This window comes from Prevotella veroralis DSM 19559 = JCM 6290 (assembly GCF_000377625.1).
In the GTDB taxonomy this organism is placed as follows: Bacteria; Bacteroidota; Bacteroidia; order Bacteroidales; family Bacteroidaceae; genus Prevotella; species Prevotella veroralis.
This window is the reverse complement of record NZ_KB898330.1, coordinates 72,692-96,226: the sequence shown is the minus strand read 5'-3', so window position 1 is coordinate 96,226 and position 23,535 is coordinate 72,692. Positions and strand designations below refer to the sequence as shown.

Genomic DNA, 23,535 nt, shown 5'->3' with positions numbered 1-23,535 from the left:
TGAAACCCTGCGTTCCATGTATTGAAACCATGCGTTCCATGTATTGAAACGGTGAGTTTCATAGAATGAAACAGGAATGAAACACACTTATCACGAGGGCAGATGCACACAAGGAGCATGAAAAAGGTGCGTTAGTCAAGATAGAACTAACGCACCCGAAATATATAATTAGGTATTCAACGTCTATGGAACAAGCTCCATGGTGCAGTGTGACTTGCTGTCACAAGAGAGATACAACTTGATGTTGTACTTGCCAGCTGTTACATTGATATTACCGCCCTTAAAGGTGATGTTATCCAATGAACCGCCCCAGTCTAACACCCAATCGCTATTCGCACGGAACTTCATCTCGCCTGTTGTCAGGGTTACGTTATCAAGTTCCCAACACTTTTGAGCCGCATTGTAAGTCATTGCTTGGTCACTGCTCCAACCGTTAGGAGTGGCAGAACCAATGATACCAACACTATTGATTGCGGTGTAAGTAATGGTTTGTGAGGTCAAATCAAGGTCTACCTTATAGAAACCAGCAGGCTCAGTCATAACGATGTTAGCACCCTTCTCTACAAGATCCTGACCATAGTCAGTACCATCCCAATTCTGTTGGGTAGCAAACTTAAAGCCGTTCTGATTGAGATACATAAAGCCTGTGTACTTGCCATCGGCAGCTGGGCTATAGAGCGGATTGCTGAATGACCAACCATTAGCATCGCCCGACATATAGAGATACTGGGTGAAAGCAGGAGCAACGCAAGTGACCTTTGCCTTTACATTCTGCGACAGACTATAGCCCTCGCCACGCTGTAATTTAATCTTATTGGTTACGGCTATGGCTACTTCATGCTGATCGCCATTCTTACCATAAAGGGTCTCTATGGCAGAAACAAGTTCTGAACTCTTTACCTTTCCTGCATTGCTAACATTTAAGGTTGCCGTCTTGTTGTTATTAGAAAGTACGGCAGTCAAGGTTTGTGCAGCTACGGCATCAGTTGAAACCACTGATGGAGTAAAGAGCAGAACAGAGTCGGCTGTCACAGTATTAAAGTCGATTGCGGGTGCTTCGGCTACTGTGAACTTCACAGAACTGGCCGTCTCCTCTGGACTATACTGTGGCTTAGTCCACTCTTCATATTCATTGCTACCACAAGAAGCAAGGAGCAGTGCGACACTTGCTAAGATTAATATCTTCTTCATATCGATTCTTGTTATTAAGTAGAGGGTGCGCCCCAAGGCTATGCCCATTGGCACACACCCACTAAAAGGTATCTTTTATTTATTATTGTTTTACGAAAGAATACTGACCAGTGATGTCGTTGAAGTAAACAGTGTACGTTCCCTTCAAGTTACGAACATTCTTACCACCCTTAGTAGCAACGCCGTATGGGAAGTTTTCAGCACCCCAATTCACATCCCAAGTACCATTAGCAGCAAACTTACAACCCTCACCATCAGCACCTGTTGACTTCTCAGTGAATGTCACAGTAGCCTTCCAATCGTGGTTCTCAACAACAGAAGTCTCTGCAGTCATTGGTGTACCACCAGCAACAGTCCATCCATCGTGCTTGCCAGGCAATGCCATTGAAGTATAGACAGTAGGTGCTGCACCAGTGTAAGGTACAATCTTCAACTTAGGATTCTTTGTATCGAATGTAATCGTATAGTAGCCTGCTGTTGGTACTTTAATATCTGATGAGCCGCCATCGTTATATTTGAAATCACCAAAGCTTGCGCCCTGACCAACCTGACCATCATCCCAATTTGCAGGGTTCTTCTTCAACTTGAAGCCTGCTGTTGACAGGTAACCAGTCCAAGAGATAACGCCCTTACCAGTCTTCTTGTCATACTCCTGACCTTCCTGTGGGAGCAAAGGTACAACCTGACTATTGCCCCAAGAGCCATCACCGAAGTTACCACCAACGAGATACCAGGTCTCAACAGGAGCATCAGATAGCTCAACATAATAAGGAGTAACGCTAACCTTAACGGCATTTGAATAGATGGTATCACCCTTAACAATTGAGTAAACGCGCGCATAGAGGTCTTGGCTTGCTGGCACATGACCCTCTTCATAACGCTCCATCTTCTCTATTGCGGTCGCAAGGTCGGCTGCGCTAACCGACGTGCTACATGTTCCTGTTGGTGTACCAACAGGCGCGTAGTCGCCACGTTCAGTATCCATATCAACCACCTTATCGACTGATTTAGTCCACTTATTGGTAGTTGAGAATTGCATACCATACTCGGCTGCTATTGGAGCACCGTATTCTGGCTGTGACCAAGTGAAGTTCAACTTATCAGCAACCTTTAGGTCAACTGTCTGTGCAGCGTAAGCAGGAGTATTCAGCTTAAATGTCTTTGGTGTTTGAAGGGTTGGATTATGATCCAAGTCCTTGTCACAAGCAGAGAACAATGCTACACCTGCACACAATAACAATGATGACTTTATTATTGATTTCATATTAATTATCATTTAATCATTTATGTTCTATTCGATAGTTCAATCTTCTTTCTATCCAATACTTAGCCTCTGGTGTGCACCATCAGCTAAGTATTGGCATACACTTTAATTATATCCTTGGTTCTGAACAAGATTTCCGTTAGCTGTCAAGTCAGATGAAGGAATTGGGAAGAGATTGAGGTGAGCATCAAAGTTACGACCGTTCTTTACGCCGCCCTTCCAACTCCAGTTATAGTTAACGTCACCTCCAAAGTAACCGAAACGTATGAGTGTTGTGCGACGGAGACCCTCGAAGTAGAACTCACGGCTCCATTCGTCACAGATCTGACGCAGAGAATAAGCGGTGTGAGTGGTAGCGTGCGCACGACTACGTAGTGCGTTGATGTATTGTGTACCATCGGTTGTTGTCGTTCCACCGTTCATACGGGCATCAGCCTCGGCATATATCAGATAAGCTTCAGCAGCACGCATGAGGAAGAAGTCGGTATCAGGGAAATTAGAGTCATGTCCGGCAGAACCATCCGTCTTAAAGTTAGTGAACTTACAAACGGCAAATCCGTTGGTAAACACTTTCACATCAGTTTCATTATTACCATTATCTACGTTTCTACCATCACCATCGAAGAGCGCACGATCATCATCGGCAGCAGCAGGCATAGCGTATGCACCAATATTAGGAGCGTCATCATTAGGGAAGAACTTCAGCACTAAGTCATGGCGCATACGGTTACCACCCCATCCTGCAGTTGTGTTGTTGCCCTTTGTTGTGGCATCCTTTATGTGCTCGCTGTTGTCGTTTGAGCCAGCCATGAGGTAAAGCGTTGTACCGTAAGAGGTAGTTGTCTTACCATCTTGGAGGATTGGGAAGATAGCCTCAACAGATGCTCCATTCTCGCCATTATCGCCCATGAAGAGCTGTTGATAGGCACTCCACTGTCCTTTCTTAGTTGTGTAGAGCTTGTAAGGAGAGTCGATGACCTTCTTTGCATATAGCTTAGCATTAGCCCAGTCAGCTGTACCTGTATATACCTCAGCATTCATGTAGAGACGAGCCAAGAGCATCCACGCAGCTGCCTTATCAACACGACCATAGCCAGCAGTAGATGATGTCTTTGGTTGAGGCGCGCTCAATTTAGGCTCAACATTGGTCTTTAATTCGTCAATAAGCCACTTGTAAAGATCAGCACGTTTGATACGAACAGGATTACTAGACGATATTGCTGTCGTAAATGGCACGTTACCGAACTCATCCAATAGGTAATAATAGTTCAAAGCACGGAGGAATCGAGCCTCAGCAGACATCGTTTCGTTATAGTCGCCATAGTCGGCAAGATACTGATTACAGTAAGTAATGCCTGCGTAAAGACGGTTATAGAAACCTTTCAACATAGGATGTGAAGCATCGTAAGTATTGAAGTTGAAGTTGAGAATACCCTCATCACCACCCCAAGCACAGATGGCTTCATCCGTTGTAAGTTCCTGTGTATTGAACAACTGACGAACGTAACCACTCGTACCACCATCTATACCATCGACATCACAATCACCATTAGCTCCTCCATTACCAGCCATTGCGATAGTAGCATAACACTTGTTTAAGGCGCTTTCAGCCTTTGTATTAACCTTTGTCTTTAGGTTTGGATCAATTGGATTAACATCCAAATCACCTGTACAAGAGGTAAGTCCTACAGACAGCATAAAGGCTGCTGCAGAGAATATATATTTAATGTTTGTATTCATTGTAACTACTCTTTAAATGGATTAGAAGTTTAAATTCAGACCCAAGATGAATGATATTGGACGCGGATAGAGGTTATTGTCAATACCATTAAACACCTCTGGATCAAGTCCCTTATACTTAGTAAGACAGAAGACATTGTTCACTGTACCGTAAACACGACCGGAGATACCATTCCAATTACCCTGCTTGAGAAGGTTAGCGAAGCTGTAACCAAGGGTAATATTATCCATCTTTAGGAATGAAGCATTCCGTACCCAGTAATCAGTCTGTATAGACTTTGTCTCTGTTGTGAGCCAGTTATCAGCCAAGACATCCGATGGACGGTTTACAAGAAACTTACTCTTTGAATACAACTCAGAGTTTGACATGTTTGCAACACTTGCGAAAGCATCATTGTAAACATAGTTACCAAGACTTGCACGGAGTGCGAAACCGAGATCCCAATTACGATACTCAAAGCGAGAAGCAAAGCCCATTGTTACAGGAGCAGCAGGTGCCTTATAATAGTACTTATCAGCATCTGTGATCTTACCATCACCGTTGCGGTCTACAACTACACCCTCTAATGGCTTTCCATTCTTATCATATACCTGTTGGAATACATGGAAGGAGTTGACAGCGTTACCTACATGCTGTGCCTGAATGTTACCACCTGTACCAGCAGAGATACCACCTGTTGGAACGAAGTAGTTCGCATCATTGCCACCGTTAAGATTAGTGATCTTATTATAATTATAGGTGAGGTTGTAATCCATTGTCCAGTTGAATAGCTTGGTATTAACGGCTAACCAGTGGATACTTGCTTCAACACCTGTGTTAAACATAGAGCCGATGTTGCTCATAACCTGATTGCGGAAGTTAGATCCAGCAGACACAGTTGCACTGTTAAGGAGGTCACTTGTCTTACGATAGTACCAATCAACTGTACCGCTAAGACGCTGCTTGAGGATACCCCAATCTAGACCTATATTATAAGAGGTGGTCGTCTCCCACTTCAGATTCGGATCGAATGCCTTTGGTCGAGCTAACGTACCATCACCATAGACAGGATAGTAAGAATCGTTACCTGTATTCATCTCATAAACGGCGAAGTAGTTATAATCTCCGATACCTTCTTGCTGACCTGTCATACCCCAGCTAAGGCGCAACTTCAAGTCAGATAACCAATCAATCTGCTTCAACATATTCTCTTCATTCATACGCCAAGCAAATGCGAATGATGGGAATACAGCCCAGTGATCTTTGAAACGAGACGAACCATCATCACGAACAGTAGCTGTTACCATGTAGCGACCATCCATCAACGACCAGTTAGCACGACCGAAGAAAGATACGAGGTAGTTCTCTGTTGCGAAGTCATACTTCGTACGATTGCGCTCTTTACCGGCAAGTGTTGCATCGTTATTAGTCTTTGGATAGAAGCTCCAATATGAGTTGTGCGTATTATGCCAGAAGTGTGCCCACTCATAACCAGCCATGATATCAAAGTGATTCTTAGCCTTGTCGTTAAAGTCATGATAATATTGAGCATAAGCAGAAAGCTGCATATTGCGCTTCAACTGTGATTCCCAACCATGTGAACCATAGTAAATAGCCTGTGGAGAAGCAGGATCAATATCTTTTGTCTGACGTCCTTTGGCAATATCAATACCAGCAGTAACGTGTAAACGGAGGTCTTCAAAACCATGTACCTTATAGTCTACATCAGCACTACCTAAGAAGTCGCGACTAATGGCGCGTTCGTTCCTTAAATTGAGGATAGACACTGGATTCTTAGTAGCCAATGAGTAGTAAGTCTGTGGCCAAGTAGGGTCATTGAGCGCAGTACCATCGTCCAACCACTGATAATAACCTCCGAAGTTATCAAATCCAGTTGCACGAACAGGCTGTGTAGGGTCGAACTGACGTGCAGCCTTTATCGCTTCACCATCAGCATAGCGGTTCTTTGTCCACATACCTTTTGCATTCAACGTCAACTTCAAATGGTCATTCAAGAGAGAAGGACTCAATGTGAAAGCACCAGTGAAACGCTCGAAGTTAGAGGTCTTAATGATTCCCTGCTGGTTTGTATAGCCTGCACTAACACGATAAGGTAACCAGTTTGCAGCCTGACCAGACACTGCTACGTTATGATCATGACTAAATGCTGTACGGAAGATCTCGTCTTGCCAGTTAGTATTTGCCTTACCCAAACGAGCATAAGCAGTAGGAACTTTGTTACCATTAGAGTCCAGTGTGTACAATGCCGTACCGAACTTCTCTGTTATAAGTTTACGATATTCATCAGCCGACAAAACGTCTAAGTTCTTTGAATTCGTACTAACAGTAAAGCTACCATTATAAGATATCTGTGTTCCACGACGACCTTTCTTTGTCGTAATGATGATAACACCATTCGAACCACGAGAACCATAGATAGCAGTAGCGGAAGCGTCTTTCAAGACGTTAAATGATTCAATGTCTTGTGGGTTAACAAGTGACAATGGGTTTGATACACCTTTAATACCTGTCTGGTCCATAGCCACACCATCAATGACAATCAACGGATTGTTAGATGCATTCAAAGACGAACCACCACGAATACGAATGGTTGAACCACCACCAGGAGTACCACCATCATTCGTGACACTCACACCGGCAACCTTACCAGAGAGCATATCCTGCGCATTGACAACAAGTCCTTTATTCTTGCCATCAGGCTTCAGAGCTGTTACAGAACCCGTTAAGTCGCTCTTCTTAACGGCACCATAACCAATAACAACTACCTCATTCATCTGTTGAGCTTGGTCATCTTTCAATGTAATGACCATTCCATTGGATGCAGCAACCTGCTGCTTTTGATAACCAATGTAAGAGATTGTAAGTGTAGCACCAGGTTGCACATTGACAGAGAAGTTACCATCAAGATCCGTTACAGTACCATTTGTAGTTCCATTAATAAGAACAGAGGCACCAATAACAGGCTCACCTGAAGCATCTTTCACCTGTCCTGTGACAGTAGTAGACTGTGCAAAAGCACTAACTGAAAGGCAGAGACCAGCGAAGAGCCCCATTACCTTAACAGGAAACTTGCATTTTACCTGCTTCATCTTTTTGTTAATTAAAGTGTTATAAATTGATTAAAGTATATATGTTCAGCGTCATCAAGGTCGGTTAATAGCCGATTCTGAAGATTTAGTAAGTGCAAAGTTAAACGAGAAAGACGACTTTCACACTTTTTGGGTATTAAATATGTTATTTAAACTGCGCAAACGTTTGCGCACATAAAAAGGCTATAAATAAATTGATATAGGTCAAAGGAATTGTGAAAAATATGTATATTTGCGCTACAGAAGTAAATCTATAAGGATCAAGAACATCTATTAATTCAGATGAACAATCTGCCCAGCATAACAATGAAAGATATAGCCCGAGACTTAGGAGTATCGGTTGCTACTGTCTCTCGCGCCCTCAAAGACAGCCCAAGGATATCGGCTGAGAAGCGCGAAGAGATTAAGGCTTATGCTCGCGAACACAACTTTTTTCCAAACATCATAGCCGAGAGCTTGCGCAAAAGCAAGGTTCAACCACTAAAGATAATAGGTGTTATTATCCCTCAATTATCCCACTTCTATTTCTCATCTATCCTTTCCGGCATCGAAGAGGAAGCCTCTGCAAGAGGTTACCAATTGATGGTTGCACAAAGTAAAGAGAAGTATGAGAACGAGGTAAGGATATGTAAAGCCTTCCACGAGAATAAGGTTTGCGGTATTATCGTGTCTCAAGCGAAGAACACATTGAAGTATGATCACTTCCAAAAGCTCATCAGCCAAGGTCTACCTCTCGTCTTCTTCGATCGCATCTGCACGGGTGTCAATGCCAGTAGAGTTGTCGTTGACGATTACATGGGGGCATACGCTGCCGTGTCACACCTTATAGATACAGGTTGTAAACACATTGCTTATTATGGGACATCGCTAACCATGGAGATTGGAAAAAACCGATATAATGGTTATAAAGATGCCCTCTTGAAGCATGGAATGAAGCCTGATGAACACTTGATAAGAACTTGTGACAATCGTGCTGATGCAGAGTCTATAACACCTGACGTAATGTCTTTATCCAATCCTCCTGATGCTTTCTTCGCTGTCAATGATGATACAGCCATTGGCATACTCTACTCTTGCAAACGCATGGGGTATCGTATTCCAGAAGATATATCTATCTGTGGTTTTACCAATGGAGAGCGTGCCATTGCTTGCGATCCGATGTTAACAACAGTGGAACAACGCGGTATGCGTGTAGGCGAAGAGGCTGCAAATATCCTCATTGATCAGGTAGAAGGGGTTATACCCAAGAGCCGCATAGAGAAGAGGGTGGTACGTACAAGGTTAATAGTAAGAGGTACTACGAAATAAGAAAACAAGGTCTGCCTCTACAGGAAACTCCCTTGGAGCTATTAAGGAGGCTTAATAAAGAATATAAGTAATGAAACAAAAACCTAATTTAAGTTTCTGGCAGCTATGGAATCTGAGCTTCGGTTTCTTTGGAGTACAGATTGCCTACGCCCTTCAGAGTGCTAACATCTCTCGTATCTTTGCTACACTTGGAGCTGATCCACATAAGCTCAGCTACTTTTGGATACTCCCTCCTCTGATGGGAATCATCGTTCAGCCCATCGTTGGAACCTTATCCGACAAGACATGGACACGCTTCGGACGCCGCATTCCATACCTCTTCATTGGTGCAGCTGTAGCCGTCTTAGTAATGTGTCTATTGCCTAATGCAGGTTCATTGGGTATGGCGGTATCCACTGCAATGGTCTTTGGTCTACTCTCATTGATGTTCCTTGACACAAGTATCAACATGGCAATGCAACCTTTCAAGATGCTTGTTGGTGACATGGTAAACGAGAAGCAAAAGACACTCGCCTACTCTATTCAATCCTTCTTATGCAACGCTGGCTCCATAGCTGGCTATGTTTTCCCTTTCTTATTCACATTCCTTGGTATCTCAAATCAGGCTCCTTTGGGTGTAATCCCCGATTCCGTTGTCTACTCCTTCTATATTGGTGCAGCCATACTCATCCTTTGTGTCATCTATACAACAGCCAAAGTCAAGGAGATGCCACCGGAGGAATATGCCGAATATCATAGTTTGAAGAATCCAGAAAACGAACAGAAAGCGGGCTGGATAACCTTATTAAAGAACGCACCAGCCACCTTTTGGAAGGTTGGATTGGTTCAATTCTTCTGTTGGTTCGCCTTTATGTACATGTGGACATACACCAATGGCACTGTAGCAGCAAACTGCTGGAACGTCGATATGCTTGCACATGATGCCACAACAACAGCTGGCTATCAGGAAGCAGGTAATTGGGTGGGCATCCTCTTCGCGATCCAAGCCATTGGATCAGTCGTTTGGGCAACTGTACTCCCACAATTCAAGAACCGCAAATTGGCGTATGCTTTATCGCTCATACTCGGTGGTATCGGTTTCGTCATGGCTGCTTATATACACAACCAGTACGTTATGTTCATCCCATTCATCCTCATTGGATGTGCATGGGCAGCAATGCTTGCTATGCCATTCACCTTTGTTACAAACGCACTGGAGGGTTATGGACACATGGGCGCATACTTAGGTCTGTTTAACGGAACGATCTGCATTCCTCAAATCATCGCTGCCGCAGTGGGCGGCTTATTGCTTCACATGGTTGGCTCTGAGCAGAGTCACATGATGATTGTAGCAGGAGTTGCCTTAGTCTTAGGTGCTCTCTCGGTGACAGTCATCAAAGAGCATCGTGCAAGTGAATAACAAATACATTACTTTTTTATAACTCTCTCTAAATCAAAAAGGTGTATCGGAAAGCATTCCGATATGCCTTTTTACTTTGTATTAGCCCTTACCTCCGCTTCCACAATAATATTCCTTTAAGACAGAAAGCATAGGAACAGACCTTAGTAAATGCCTCACAACAAACCACAAACAGCCTCATAACAAACCCCTCTTCGAATGAAAAGGGGAGTAGATAGTATCGTTTACAAACAAAGAGAGCCTTTCCTTGATGTGAAGAGAGGCTCTCTTTGAGGTGAAGAAACGCCCTCTTTAAATCAAAGAAAGCACCTTCTCAATTCAAGATTATTATTACTTCTGATTAACTTAAGCATTCCCTCGTATGCAGAATGCAAACGATTACGCACAAATTGATATAAATCATGCAAAGAGCTATTGCTTATTCACATTATTATTATTAACTTTGACGAAAAATAACTACCCAACTCTATGAACATACAGTTTAACATAAACTATCAAACCTACTATGGTCAAGAACTTGTCTTGAGCATAATTACAGGGAGACATAACGGGGTGAATGAGACCTCACAGTACAGGATGCACACCTTAGACGGCTATCATTGGAGCGTAGAAGTGCGTAAGGACGTGAAGCCGGGGACGCAGATTGATTACTTCTATAGTGTTCTTCGTGGCGATAACGAGGAGCGAAAGGAATGGAGCGTCATGTGTCATCAATTGAACTTCGATGCTGAACGCGGTTTAAACTATTGTGTTTATGACCACTGGAGTGATATTCCAGAGGATGCATACCTATACTCTTCTGCTATTGCTGATTGTGTTGTTGGCAAGAAACAAGAGAAGGTTAAGCTCAACAACTTCAATAAATCGGTCACACTCAAGGTGCGTGCACCACAGTTGAGGGCTGATGATCAACTCTATCTCATTGGTGCTGAACCAGCATTAGGCGCTTGGAACGAAAAGAAAGCACTGAAGATGACACAGCACAACATCAATGAGTGGATGGTAACTATTGATGGTGCAAAGTTGGCAAGCAGCCATTTAGAAGTGAAGTTCTTCATTAAAAACAAAGCAGATAACGATGCTATCGTATGGGAATACAGCGATAATCGCGTTGTGGAGTTGCCCCCTATGGATGAAGGAGACGTCATGGTCTATGAGTTGGATGAGGCTTTTTTCCCACTTCCAGCCGTTCGCATAGCCGGAACATTAGTCCCTGTCTTCTCTCTTCGTTCGGAGTATAGCTTCGGAATAGGCGACTTTGGCGACCTAAAGAAGATGATTGACTGGGTAAGTCTGACGCAACAACGTGCGCTACAGATTCTTCCGATCAACGATACAACCATCACTCACACATGGACGGATTCCTATCCTTATAGCTGTATATCCATCTTTGCACTTCATCCGCAGTATGTTGATCTCAACGCCTTACCTGCTTTAAAGGATAAAGAGCAGCGTGATAAGTTCGAAGCCTTGCGTAAAGAACTTAACGCCTTACCGCAGATTGACTATGAAAGAGTCAATGACGCGAAGACAGAATATCTACGTTTACTATTCGAACAAGAGGGTCAGAAGGTGCTCACGAGTGATGCTTTTAAAGCCTTCTTCATCGAAACAGAGAGCTGGTTAGTGCCGTATGCTCAATATTGCTACATGCGTGATAAGAATGGAACAGCTGACTTCTCACGTTGGTCCGACCATAACCAATGGGATGAAGCAGAGCGTAAACAGCTATCATCACCAAAGGAGAAAGCATACAAGGAGGTTGCTTTCTTCTATTACGTACAATATATCCTTAGCAGTCAACTAAAGGCTGTCCACGAGTATGCACAGGCGCATAAAGTGATCCTGAAAGGCGATATTCCTATCGGAGTAAACCGTTACGGATGTGACGTGTGGGCGCAACCTCGATACTTCAACCTTAATGGTCAGGCAGGCGCGCCACCTGATGATTTCTCTGTAAATGGGCAGAATTGGGGCTTTCCAACATACAACTGGGAGGAGATGATAAGCGATGGCTGCAAGTGGTGGATACGTCGCTTCCAGAACATGTCGAAGTATTTTGATGCTTACCGAATCGATCATGTCTTAGGCTTCTTCCGTATATGGGAGATTCCAATAAGCTCTGTTCATGGTTTGTTAGGACAGTTTGCTCCATCGCTCGGCATGAGTCGTGAGGAGATTGAGGGCTATGGTTTACACTGGCAAGAGGAGTTATTTACCGAGCCATTCATCACTGATTGGATATTAGATCGTGTATTTAGAGAGCATGCAGATGAGGTTCGTCAAAAGTATGTTGAGCATATTTGGGGTGACAGATACAAGATGCGTCCAGCCTTCGATACGCAACGTAAGGTAGAAAAGGCATTTGCTGGTAAGACCTCAGATACTGATGTTTGGATACGTGACGGTCTGTATTCTCTGATTAGCGATGTGCTCTTTGTGCGTGATCATAAGGATCCTAACCGCTTCCATCCACGCATTAGTGTGCAGTTCGCATTCATCTATGAGAGTCTTTACGATAGTGATAAAGCAGTATTCAACAGGCTTTATAATGATTATTATTATCGTCGCAATAACCAGTTCTGGTATCAGGAAGCAATGAAGAAGTTGCCTAAGTTGGTGAATGCAACACGTATGTTGGTATGTGCCGAAGACTTAGGTATGGTGCCTGATTGCGTTGCCTGGGTAATGAATGAGCTTCGTATCCTTAGTTTGGAGATACAGAGTATGCCGAAAGACCCGCATGTTCGATTCGGACACTTGGGTCAGAACCCCTACAGAAGTGTAAGTACTATCTCCACACATGACATGGCTACACTTCGACAATGGTGGGATGAAGACTGGGCAAGGGCGCAGGATTACTTCAATAGTATGCTTCATCGTGGTGGACCAGCACCTCACCCATTACCTGGATGGCTTGCTCGTGACATCGTTAGTCGCCATTTGACATCACCAAGTATGCTCTGCATCTTAGGCATTCAAGACTGGATGAGTATTGATGAAACGCTCCGGTTGGCTGATCCTGACGCCGAACGCATTAACATCCCGGCTAATCCTAAGCACTACTGGCGCTATCGTATGCATGTAAGTATCGAAGAGTTAATGAAGAACAAGGACTTTAATGGACAAGTAATTGACTTGATTAACCAAGCTGGAAGATAATTCTATTAGGCGATTATGATGCTTTGACAAGTGGTTATAATCGCCTATTATCAATAAAACCATCTATAACTATTCATTAAGAAGACTAACATAACAATGAAGATAAAGTATTATTTGGCTGCTTCTATCGCTGCCTTAATACTCTCACAAGGTGCAGCTGCACAAGAGAGATTCGATGAGGTGTCTTACACACCATCGGCTACAACCTTCCGTCTCAATGCACCATCAAAACCTGTACTAAGGCTATATGATGAGGGACTTGGTGGTAAGGCTTATAAGAAGTTGAAGCTCACGCAGAGTGGTGATAATACATGGTCAGTGGTCGTGAAAGGCGACTTAAAAGGGAAATTCTATACCTTTGATATTGGTAAGGGAGAAACTCCTGGTGTCTTCGCAAAGGCTGTTGGATGCAATGGTAGTCGTGGAGCTGTGGTGGACATGAGGGACACTAACCCTGTTGGATGGGACTCGGATAGACGCGTTCCGACGAAGAGTCCAGCCGACCTTATTATATATGAGCTACATCATCGGGACTTTTCTATAGATAAGTCATCTGGTCTTGTAAACAAAGGGAAGTACCTTGCTCTGACGGAGCAAAAGGCTATTGACTATCTAAAGAAGTTGGGTGTGAATGCTATTCACATTCTTCCTTCCTTCGACTTTGCCTCTATTGACGAGTCGAAACCAGATGTTCCTCAATACAACTGGGGCTATGATCCGTTGAATTATAACGTCCCCGAAGGGAGTTACTCATACGATGCCAGTCTGCCAACTCGTCGTATCATGGAGTTCAAACAGATGGTACAAGCATTGCACAAAGCCGGTATTAGGGTGATACTTGACGTTGTTTATAATCACACTTACGACCTTGCTAACAGCAACTTCGAGCGTACCTTCCCTAAAGCCTACTATCGTTATAAGGCTGACGGAACGCCTTCGGATGGTTCAGGTTGTGGTAACGAGACGGCAAGTGAGAAGTCACTTATGCACGAGTTTATGCTTGAGTCAATGAAATACTGGGTCAAAGAGTATCACATCGATGGCTTCCGTGTAGACCTCATGGGCGTTCATGACATTCAAACTATGAATGATATCCGTCAAGAACTCAATGCTATTGACCCCGAGATATTCGTTTATGGCGAGGGATGGAGTGCTGGAACTTGTGCTTATCCGCATGACAAGCTGGCGATGAAGGCTGCTATTCCACAAATGCCAGGCATTGCAGCGTTCTCTGATGATATCCGCGACGCTTTGCGCGGACCATTCTCTGATGATCACCAAGCAGGCTTCTTGGGTGGTGTGAAAGGTTTGGAAGAGAGCATAAAGGCTGGTATTGCAGGTATGATAGCCCACCCGCAGGTTGATTACAACAAGGTGAACTATTCGAAGAAACCATACGCAATAGAGCCAACACAGATGATCTCTTACGTAAGCTGCCATGACGACTTGTGCTTAGTAGACCGTTTAAAGGCCTCAATACCCGAAGTGGTATATGATAAGGATGCGTTAATTAGATTGGACGAATTGGCTCAAACGGCTGTATTCACATCTCAAGGCGTACCTTTCATGCTATCTGGTGAGGAGATGTTACGCGATAAGAAGGGTGTCCACAATTCGTTTAATTCACCTGACAGTATCAATCACTTGGATTGGAATAACCTAACTGCTTACCCACAAGTGTTCCAATATTACAGTCGTCTCATCCGACTTCGTAAGAACCACCCAGCCTTCCGTTTAGGCAATGCAGACCTTGTTCGCAAGCATTTGGAGTTCCTTCCAGTACAGGACTGCCTGGTTGCTTTCCGTCTAAAAGACCATGCCGGTGGTGATAAGTGGAACAATATTTACGTCATACTCAATGCTAATCCAAGTCTAAGAACCGTCAACATCCCTAAAGGGAACTACACGATTGTATGTGCAAATGGCGATATCAACGAAGCAGGACTTGGTCAGATGGAAGGCGGAGAAGTAATGGTTGATGCGCAATCGGCCTTGATCTTACATGATTAAACGCGTCTCCTCCCTTCCTTACAAGGGTTAAATAGATAGCAAAAAGAGGCTAGTAAGAAGAAGTAAAAGTATAACTTTTCAACAAGTCTCCCCATCCTTCCAATGGATTGGGGAGCTTTCCGAATAACAATGAACCTAAAACAAACAATCAACAAAGCAGCTCTTTGTTCCGCAAGAAGGCTATGGAGCAGCTTATTCTTATTCTCTTTATTCATCGTTCCAACAGCTATGACAGCTCATAACAGTACATCCGTACCTAAAAGTCAATCGGTATCGAAAGTGGATATCACACGTATTGAACCAGAGAACTGGTTTGTCGGTATGAAAGATCCAACACTTCAGTTGATGGTTTATGGTAAGGGTATCAAGTTCTCTGACGTATCGACTGATTATCAGAACGTGCGCATTGACTCACTTGTTAGACTTGATTCGCCTAATTACTTACTGGTTTATCTCAATCTAAAAGACGCTAAACCAGGTGAGATGACGCTATCATTTAAGGGCAAGGATGGTAAAGTTATCAAACGAAAGTACCAACTTTTGGCTCGTTCTATGGCTAGTGCTGACCACAAGGGATTCGATAACTCGGATGTTCTCTATATGCTCATGCCTGACAGATTCGCAAATGGTAATCCGAAGAATGACGTTGTTAAGGGTATGCAAGACCAACTTTGCGACCGCAACGAACCGAGCCTCAGACATGGAGGAGACCTAGAAGGTATACGTCAGCATCTCGATTATTTCACTCGTTTAGGAGTAACAGCTCTATGGTTCACACCCGTTTTGGAGAACGATAGACCAGCCGATAACGGGAAGAATAGTACGTATCATGGCTATGCAACAACCGATTATTATAAGGTGGATCCACGCTTTGGTACAAACGATGAGTACAAGAAACTCATTGCTGAATGTCATCAGAAAGGACTGAAAGTAGTCATGGATATGATCTTTAACCATTGTGGTGACTATCACACATGGAATCGAGATATGCCCTCAAAGGACTGGTTTAATTATCCAAACTATGGTTTGCAAACAAGCTATAAGTTAACTCCTGTGCTCGATCCATACGCTAGTAAGGTGGACATGAGGGAGACTGTTGATGGCTGGTTTGTCGCTTCCATGCCCGATCTGAACCAACGCAACCCTCACGTTATCAAGTATCTTATCCAGAACTCAATGTGGTGGATAGAGACAGTGGGTATAGATGGAATACGCATGGATACCTATCCTTACGCTGATCGAAAGGCTATGGCTGAATGGATGAAGGCATTGGATGCGGAATACCCAAACTTCAATACCGTTGGAGAAATATGGGTTACAGAACCTGCTTACACAGCTGCTTGGCAGAAGGATAGCAAGCTCTCTGATATTAACAGCCATCTGAAGACGGTGATGGACTTCTCTTTCTTTGATAAGCTAACGCTTGCGAAGAACGAAGAAACCGATGATTGGTGGAAGGGACTGAACCGTATTTACAACTCATTGTGCTATGATTACCTCTATACAAACCCATCTTCTGTGATGGCATTCATCGAGAATCACGATACAGACAGGTTCCTTGGCAATGGCAAGGACACAACGGCTCTGAAGCAGGCTTACGCTTTGTTGCTCACAATGAACCGTATTCCGCAACTTTACTATGGTACGGAAGTACTCATGAATGGTACGAAGGAGATTACAGATGGCAATGTTCGTAAGGACTTCCCAGGTGGTTTTCCAGGTGATAAAGTCGATAAGTTCACACGTGAAGGGCGCACAACTGCAGAGAACGCCATGTTCGATTGGACTTCAAGAATACTACATTGGCGACAAAACAATGAGGTGATTAGCAAGGGAAAACAAACCCAATTCATCCCTTGGCATGGTGTTTATGTGCTCGCAAGACAGCTTGATGGCAAGACTGTTCTCACCATTCTCAATGGCAAGAAGGCTGATAATAAGGTGGAGGTAGCACGTTATGCAGAAGTGATAGGTCGACATACTACAGCCACAGACATCACAACTGGCAAGACAATCGACCTCACAAAGGACATTCCACTGGGGCATCGTCAGACGATGATACTCAGTTTCTAAACCCATAAACAATAAACAGCGAGAAGGCAATCAAGCTCTTCTCGCTGTTTGTTTATTTATCTTCTTTGTTCGACTCAAACTTTTGCAGACCTATTAACTGTACTAATTCTTTGAACTCGGGGGAGTATTTTACACCCGTCTTACCCCATTCGTACTCATGACGAATATTCTTTCCTGGATAATAGATAGTCACAAATAAGCTCCCTTTATCAGTACAAAAATCGTTATTCTTAACGGCTATCACATCCTTAGCAGAGCCTGTGACGTACATGTCATCCACGAGTTCTTTGACTCGGAAACTGCGCTCGTCACTAACCTGAACTATGTCTGTTGTGTTTATCACCTTGCCCTCTCCCGATACATGATGTTGTATATACTTACACGAACGACCCTGTTTATCGACTATCCAAGCAATGTATTTAGGATTGGAAACAAAGCCTGGAAGTGACTCAATAACGACGGAGTCATACGCTTCTGACGTATTCTTCGCCGTCAACACTCGGTTTCCTTTGGAACAGCTAATGCCTATCAAGGCTATTACAATACATAAATAAACGGGCTTCCTCATCTGTTTTATTCTATTAATAACGGCAGTTACCTATCCATCCAATTAATAACTTCGAGGTTAGGAATATAGCGGAAATGCTTGATGTAACCTCTGTTGCAAAGATACACAATAATGTGTTTGCCTCCAAATAATCGTCCTTTAAGTTGCTATTAAGCGATAGCTCCATCAGGGTTCACGACAATCTTTGAGGCACTGAATGCTCTCCAGGATTATTACAAGGCTTCTGTAATACTTCTCCAAGGCTTCTGTAATAGTATTACAAGCCCTTTGTAATATTTCTGTAAGACTTCAGGAAGATTCCAAAAAGGCTCTTTTAAAGACCAAGATTGTGGTTAAGAAGATACGAGATGAGTATTAGTAAGAATAGAAAATGATTTTTATTAATCCTTACTCTACGCCTTTTAACTGGTGAGATAAGGGTAAAAAAAGCCCCTCTCTGTAGGCGAGGAGCTTGGGGTGAGGCTTGTATCTTGAATTGAAAAGCCGTTAGGGTTGAAAGATGATAGGCACAGTTACGCGTGCTTGTATAGGGCGGTCGTCCTGCATAGCGGGCTTCCATCCCACCATGCGATTGGTTAATCGGATCGCTTGTTCCTTGTAGAACTCTACGCAATTAGCAAGTACTTGCTTCTGCTTAGCCGCATCCAACTTCATAAAATGCTTACTTGTACCCTGCACATTCTTAACATCTACGACACGAGCACCCGTCACGGAACCATCCATTTCGACGTTAAATAAGACGGTCATTTCGGCATGTACCTTCGAACGAATAGCCTGAATGTTGTGGTGCTGATTACGTGCAAAATAGTTGGCGATGGCTTCCTGCCCTCCTTCAAACGTCGGGAGAACATCCGCCTTACTAACTTTTGGTTGCAAGTTGATGGACTCCAGCTTCGCTTTTAACTTGTTGATCTCTACCGTTCCCATAACTACTTTGCCGTTAGGGTCGATGAGGTACATCGAAGGAATCCAATCAATCTTATATAACTTGTCGATAACTGTATTCTTCCTAAACTTCTTCAGTTCGCTCACCTGCGTCCAATTCATCTGATAACGATTCCAGTATGTCTTTGCCCAAGCCTCTCGGTCGGTATCAAAAGAGATACCAACGAATTGCACACCATAGTCGCGGAACTGCTCATAAAGTGCTTTCATGGCTGGAATATCACGCCGACAATCAGGGCACCAACTCGCCCAGAAGTCTAAAACAACATAACTTCCTCGGTACTGGCTCAGCTTGATATCCCTACCATCATAGGTTCTCAAGGTAAACTCTGGGGCTTTCGTACCCGGCTTCAACATGTTAGTTGCATACTTTGCATCCAAGTCTATTGCAGCTTGAATGGTATCATTTGTTTGTGCGAGAGCAGCTGGAACCGCCATAAAGAACGCACATGCAGCTGTTAGGAAAATCTTTTTCATATCGTTACTTATCTACTTGCTGTTTTCTTACTTCACGTTATTTGTATTAGTTCTGTTGGTTATGTTGCAAATATACTATCTTATTTTCAATAACACAAGACCTATTGTATTTTTTCAATTGTCAGTGTTTGGTCGCAATACTCCACAACTGCTGGACGGTGCGTGATGAATATCACCGTCTTATCATGTGTAGAGAGTATGTTCTTAAGGAGCTTCTTTTCAGTCTCAGGGTCTAGTGCCGAAGTGGCCTCATCGAATATCATTATACTTCGATTACGCAGTAGGGAACGGGCAATGGCAATGCGTTGTGCCTGTCCTTCACTCAATCCGCCGCCTTGCTCGGAGCATGGAGTATCAAGTCCAAGAGGCAAGTGGAACACGAAATCAGCACAACTCTTGCATAACACTTCTTCCATCTCTTCTTGTGTAGCATCTACCTTTCCAAGTAGGAGGTTCTCACGTATTGTACCACTCAAGAGCGTGTTCCCCTGTGGTACATAGACGAAGTTTGTACGCATGAGAGGGGATAGTTCTCTACTTTCCTGCGCATTATAAATCTCGACCTTGCCCTTTGTTGGCTTCAATAATGCTAGTAACATCCTGATGAGAGTAGTCTTTCCTGCTCCCGTTTCACCTAATATGGCGGTACACGAACAAGGGTAGAAATCGAAGTTCAAGTCCCTTAGTATCTCTCGATCACCATCCTCGTAACGATAGTTAATACCCTTCAATCGGATGCCGCAAGGCGATGATAACTCTATCGGATTGCCCTGTTCTTCGAGTGGATTCTCCTCTAGTTCCATCAGTCGTTCGGCTGCTGTAAAGACAGAGACAAAGGCTGGGACAAGCTTTGTTAGTTGTCGGGCAGGGCTTTGAATCTTATTCACTAACTGCAAGAAAGCCGTCATTCCGCCAAATGACAATGTATGAAGTGACATACGAATAGCCGCCCATGTGAAGGCGACAAGATACCCAAATGCGAAACCAAAGTTCAATACTAAGTTAGAGAAAACAGAGAACTTTGTCTTGCTAATAACCTTTTGTCGCAGTTCTTTCTGTGTACCTTCTAACTTGCCAACTATCATCTCGTCGCTCTCAAGAGTCTTAATTAACATGCGGTGTTGGATGGTCTCTTGGAGTACACTTTGTACCTTAGAATCAGAGTTACGAACCTCCCTTGTGAGTCGTCTCATTTGACGAACATAGACCTTACTAACCAATACAAACAATGGTATGATGACGACAATCAAGAGTGCAAGTCGCCAATCCATCGTTAAGAGGTAACAGAAAGCTCCGAGGAACATAGCCAATGTTGAGATGGAACTAGGGATCGTTTCGGTGAGGAAAGTGACGACATTAGCAACGTCAAACTCCAACCGGTTCAACACATCCCCACTGTGATGACGCTCCCGACCATGCCACTCTGAATGCAAGATACGGTCTAACATGTTCTGTTGCATCCTATTCTGCGCCTTTATTCCCAGCAGGTTACGCACCCAGACAGAGGCAATGTTTAATCCAAAATCGCATAGTATCAAGGCTCCCATAATACTAACTGCGACGTAAATGCTGCCCGGCTTGACATGTGAAGCAACATCAATGGCATTTTGGACAGCCCATACTGTAGCCAAAGAAACGCCCACACTGAGCAGACCAATCACCGCATTGAGTACTGCCTGACGTCGATTTCCACGCCAAGCGATCCATAGCCACCTGAATATCTCTTTAGTGGTATAATGTGTATTGGGTATCTGGAAGAGTCTTCTTATCGTATCAATCATTACATTATCTTTCGTTTGCTGTGATTAATCTAGTAATCTTTACTGGAGCAAATGCTGTGGTATTCTCTTACAGCCAAGCCTCATCTAGAACTTACGAGCATCTGCTCCCCACATGAGCTTCTCGCGTAGTGTAGAGAAGAAATGCTGTTCCTTTCGCTTTACGATACGCACCTTATGAGAGGCTTTACTTATCTTTAGCGTTACACCCTCACATAGTTTCTCTGACCGACCATCAACTGCTGCCAAGAAGTTATGGCTTCGGCTCTCTACTTCTAAGGTTATCTCGGAATTGTCGCTGATAACGATTGGACGAATATTAAGGCTGTGTGGCGCAACAGGTGTCATGCTAAAGATGTCCGATTGAGGGACTATAATAGGTCCACCGACGGACAATGAGTAAGCTGTCGAGCCTGTTGGCGTACTGATAACAAGCCCATCTGCAAGATAAGTGGTGAGGTATTCACCATTAACAGTTGCCTTAATAGAAATCATCGCAGCGTTATCTCTTTTCAAGATCGCAATATCATTCAGTGCGTATGGGCATCCCTCCAATGGTTCGCCAAGTGCTTCTAATTGCATAACGGCACGTTCCTCTATCTCAACATCACCTGCAAAGACATCATCTAAGATAGATCGAGCCTCATCAGGAACCACATTTGCAAGGAATCCCAAGCGTCCCATGTTCACTCCAATGATAGGTGTTCGCTTCGGACCAACCTTACTTGCCGCCTTTAAAAACGTCCCATCGCCTCCAAGAGAGATAACATAATCAACATCAAAGTTCACCCCCTCAAAGACACCAGCTATCTTTAAATCCTCCTGGAGTTTATTCTCTAAAGCATGAAAGAAGCCTTGCTCTATATAAATATCAGCCTCGTGTTGAGCCAAATAGCCCAACATTTCGTTTATCCGAATAGACTCTAAAGCTTTAGAAGCACTACCAAAAACGGCAAAGCTCAGTTTCCTCTCAGTCATAAAAACATACCTTTTAAATATCTTTTAGCCTTGCAAACGGTACTAAACGACGAATAATTAGTATATTTGCAAGTACTTTACTTCTGCAAAAGTAAGGTTTTTAATTGGATTTGTAGACTTAAATACGAAATAAATTATGGCTAAAGTGTATGAGTTTCTGGCTAATGGTTTCGAAGAGGTAGAGGCATTAGCACCTGTAGATATCCTACGTCGAGGTGGCGTGGAGGTTAAGACTGTGAGCATAACGGGCTCCCCGTTCGTTGAATCATCGCATGGGGTGATGGTGAAAGCCGACTTACAAATAGAAGACTTAGGCGTTATTGATGATGCAGATATGCTCTTGATACCTGGTGGAATGCCTGGTGCACAGAACTTGAAGGACGATGCGCGTGTTGGAAAAGCACTGCTTCATCAGGTGGAGAGTGGTAAACGTGTGGGCGCAATCTGTGCTGGACCGATGGTTCTCGGTGCTTTGGGAATCCTCAAGGGCAAGCGTGCTACATGCTATCCAGGCTTTGAGAAGTTTCTTACTGGTGCAGAATACACCAAGGAATTATGCACTATTGATGGCAATGTAACAACAGGTAAAGGCCCTGCTGCTGCTTTCGTTTATGGTTTCAAGCTCTTAGAACAACTCGTATCAGTTGAGAAAGCAAATGAAATCAGGGAGGGTATGTTGATCAACGAACTCATTGCTCTGCATTAAAACATCGTCAGAAGATGACAAGATACGCTATTATCGTTGCTGGAGGAAAGGGCTTGCGAATGGGAACGGAGGTGCCGAAACAATTCCTTCCCATTGCTGGTAAGCCTGTTCTGATGCACACTATCAGTAGGTTTCACGCCTATGATGAGCACTTAAAAGTCATCCTCGTTCTTCCAAAAGAGCAACAGGATTATTGGAATCAGCTCTGTGAAGAATATCATTTCACCGAAGATTACCAGCTTGCGGATGGTGGTGCCAGTCGCTTCCAGTCGTGCCGTAATGGCTTATCAATGATACCCAATGATACAGAAGGGCTCGTTGGTATTCACGATGGTGTGCGTCCTTTCGTCTCAAACGAGGCTATCTCACGTTGTTATGACACTGCAGAGAGAGAGAAGGCAGTAATTCCTGTATTGCCCGTAACAGACACCTTGCGCTTTGTGGGCGATTCCGATAAGGGAAGGAATGTGTTGCGAAGTGATTACAGAGTGGTTCAGACTCCACAAGTATTTGATATCCAACTCCTCAAAAAAGCATATAACCAACCCGAGAGTACCAGCTTTACCGATGATGCCAGCGTTGTTGAAAGCATTGGACAGGCTGTCACTATGGTGGAAGGGAATCGTGAGAACATCAAAATCACTACTCCCTTCGATCTGAAAATAGCGGAAGTTTTGGTATAAAAAGGCTCTTCTGATAATTCAAAAATCATCATTCAAAATTCAAAATTATGATTACTTCGAGTTGACGGGTTGACGGGTTAACAAGTAGACTGGTTATTTGTTCTGTGGAATGTAGCACAACAAAGTAGGGACAGACGCCCTCGTCTGTCCGCCATAACATCCA

The 23,535-nt window shown here is 43.7% G+C and carries 15 protein-coding genes; 7 read left to right on the top strand and 8 right to left on the bottom strand.

All coding sequences use genetic code 11. From position 1 onward, the window contains the following. Nucleotides 1-183: 183 nt before the first annotated feature. The 4 genes from D464_RS0106835 to D464_RS0106820 form a co-directional block, all read right to left on the bottom strand. Nucleotides 184-1,191 (bottom strand): SusF/SusE family outer membrane protein, encoded by a 1,008-nt coding sequence (locus D464_RS0106835; protein ID WP_024985754.1) that lies wholly within the window; start codon nucleotides 1,189-1,191, stop codon nucleotides 184-186. An 82-nt stretch (nucleotides 1,192-1,273) separates the two neighbouring features. Beyond that, nucleotides 1,274-2,455, bottom strand: a complete 1,182-nt coding sequence (locus tag D464_RS0106830) for a SusE domain-containing protein (RefSeq protein ID WP_024985753.1) — start codon at nucleotides 2,453-2,455, stop codon at nucleotides 1,274-1,276. A gap of 105 nt (nucleotides 2,456-2,560) precedes the next feature. Beyond that, nucleotides 2,561-4,195: a RagB/SusD family nutrient uptake outer membrane protein gene (locus D464_RS0106825; protein ID WP_018910739.1), complete on the bottom strand. Its 1,635-nt coding sequence runs from the start codon at nucleotides 4,193-4,195 to the stop codon at nucleotides 2,561-2,563. A 21-nt stretch (nucleotides 4,196-4,216) separates the two neighbouring features. Further along, nucleotides 4,217-7,285, bottom strand: coding sequence for a SusC/RagA family TonB-linked outer membrane protein (locus D464_RS0106820; protein ID WP_018910738.1), 3,069 nt, complete (start codon nucleotides 7,283-7,285; stop codon nucleotides 4,217-4,219). 282 nt (nucleotides 7,286-7,567) lie between these two features. Between D464_RS0106820 and D464_RS0106815 the strand changes: the two genes are divergently transcribed. From D464_RS0106815 to D464_RS0106795, 5 genes are all read left to right on the top strand, one after another. After that, on the top strand, nucleotides 7,568-8,593 hold the full coding sequence (locus D464_RS0106815; protein WP_018910737.1) for a LacI family DNA-binding transcriptional regulator: 1,026 nt from the start codon (nucleotides 7,568-7,570) through the stop codon (nucleotides 8,591-8,593). 70 nt (nucleotides 8,594-8,663) lie between these two features. Then, nucleotides 8,664-9,992, top strand: coding sequence for an SLC45 family MFS transporter (locus tag D464_RS0106810; RefSeq protein ID WP_004382877.1), 1,329 nt, complete (start codon nucleotides 8,664-8,666; stop codon nucleotides 9,990-9,992). Between the two features lie 468 nt (nucleotides 9,993-10,460). After that, nucleotides 10,461-13,154 carry a 4-alpha-glucanotransferase gene (locus D464_RS0106805; RefSeq protein ID WP_004382878.1) on the top strand — a complete coding sequence of 898 codons (2,694 nt, stop codon included), beginning with the start codon at nucleotides 10,461-10,463 and terminating at the stop codon, nucleotides 13,152-13,154. A 96-nt stretch (nucleotides 13,155-13,250) separates the two neighbouring features. After that, complete coding sequence (gene pulA, locus D464_RS0106800; RefSeq protein WP_004382879.1) at nucleotides 13,251-15,164, top strand: type I pullulanase; 1,914 nt, start codon at nucleotides 13,251-13,253, stop codon at nucleotides 15,162-15,164. A gap of 129 nt (nucleotides 15,165-15,293) precedes the next feature. Further along, nucleotides 15,294-17,237, top strand: coding sequence for a glycoside hydrolase family 13 protein (locus D464_RS0106795; protein WP_394357748.1), 1,944 nt, complete (start codon nucleotides 15,294-15,296; stop codon nucleotides 17,235-17,237). Nucleotides 17,238-17,289: 52 nt separating this feature from the next. Here the strand turns inward: D464_RS0106795 and D464_RS0106790 are convergent, their stop codons facing one another. The 4 genes from D464_RS0106790 to D464_RS0106775 all read right to left on the bottom strand — a co-directional run bounded on the left by D464_RS0106790 (nucleotide 17,290) and on the right by D464_RS0106775 (nucleotide 21,983). Further along, entirely contained in the window at nucleotides 17,290-17,805 is a 516-nt protein-coding gene (locus D464_RS0106790) for a hypothetical protein (protein WP_004382881.1), read from the bottom strand. 486 nt (nucleotides 17,806-18,291) lie between these two features. Next, entirely contained in the window at nucleotides 18,292-19,227 is a 936-nt protein-coding gene (locus D464_RS0106785; RefSeq protein WP_024985752.1) for a redoxin domain-containing protein, read from the bottom strand. Between the two features lie 101 nt (nucleotides 19,228-19,328). After that, entirely contained in the window at nucleotides 19,329-21,008 is a 1,680-nt protein-coding gene (locus tag D464_RS0106780) for an ABC transporter ATP-binding protein (RefSeq protein ID WP_018910734.1), read from the bottom strand. Between the two features lie 84 nt (nucleotides 21,009-21,092). Continuing rightward, the gene (locus tag D464_RS0106775) at nucleotides 21,093-21,983 is read right to left on the bottom strand and encodes an NAD kinase (RefSeq protein WP_018910733.1); all 891 of its coding nucleotides are present in this window, start codon (nucleotides 21,981-21,983) and stop codon (nucleotides 21,093-21,095) included. 136 nt (nucleotides 21,984-22,119) lie between these two features. Between D464_RS0106775 and D464_RS0106770 the strand changes: the two genes are divergently transcribed. Both D464_RS0106770 and D464_RS0106765 read left to right on the top strand, forming a co-directional pair. Continuing rightward, a complete protein-coding gene (locus D464_RS0106770) occupies nucleotides 22,120-22,689 on the top strand; it encodes a DJ-1 family glyoxalase III (RefSeq protein ID WP_018910732.1) in 570 nt (189 codons plus the stop codon). A gap of 14 nt (nucleotides 22,690-22,703) precedes the next feature. Continuing rightward, the gene (locus tag D464_RS0106765; protein ID WP_018910731.1) at nucleotides 22,704-23,372 is read left to right on the top strand and encodes a 2-C-methyl-D-erythritol 4-phosphate cytidylyltransferase; all 669 of its coding nucleotides are present in this window, start codon (nucleotides 22,704-22,706) and stop codon (nucleotides 23,370-23,372) included. The last annotated feature ends 163 nt before the right edge of the window (nucleotides 23,373-23,535 follow it).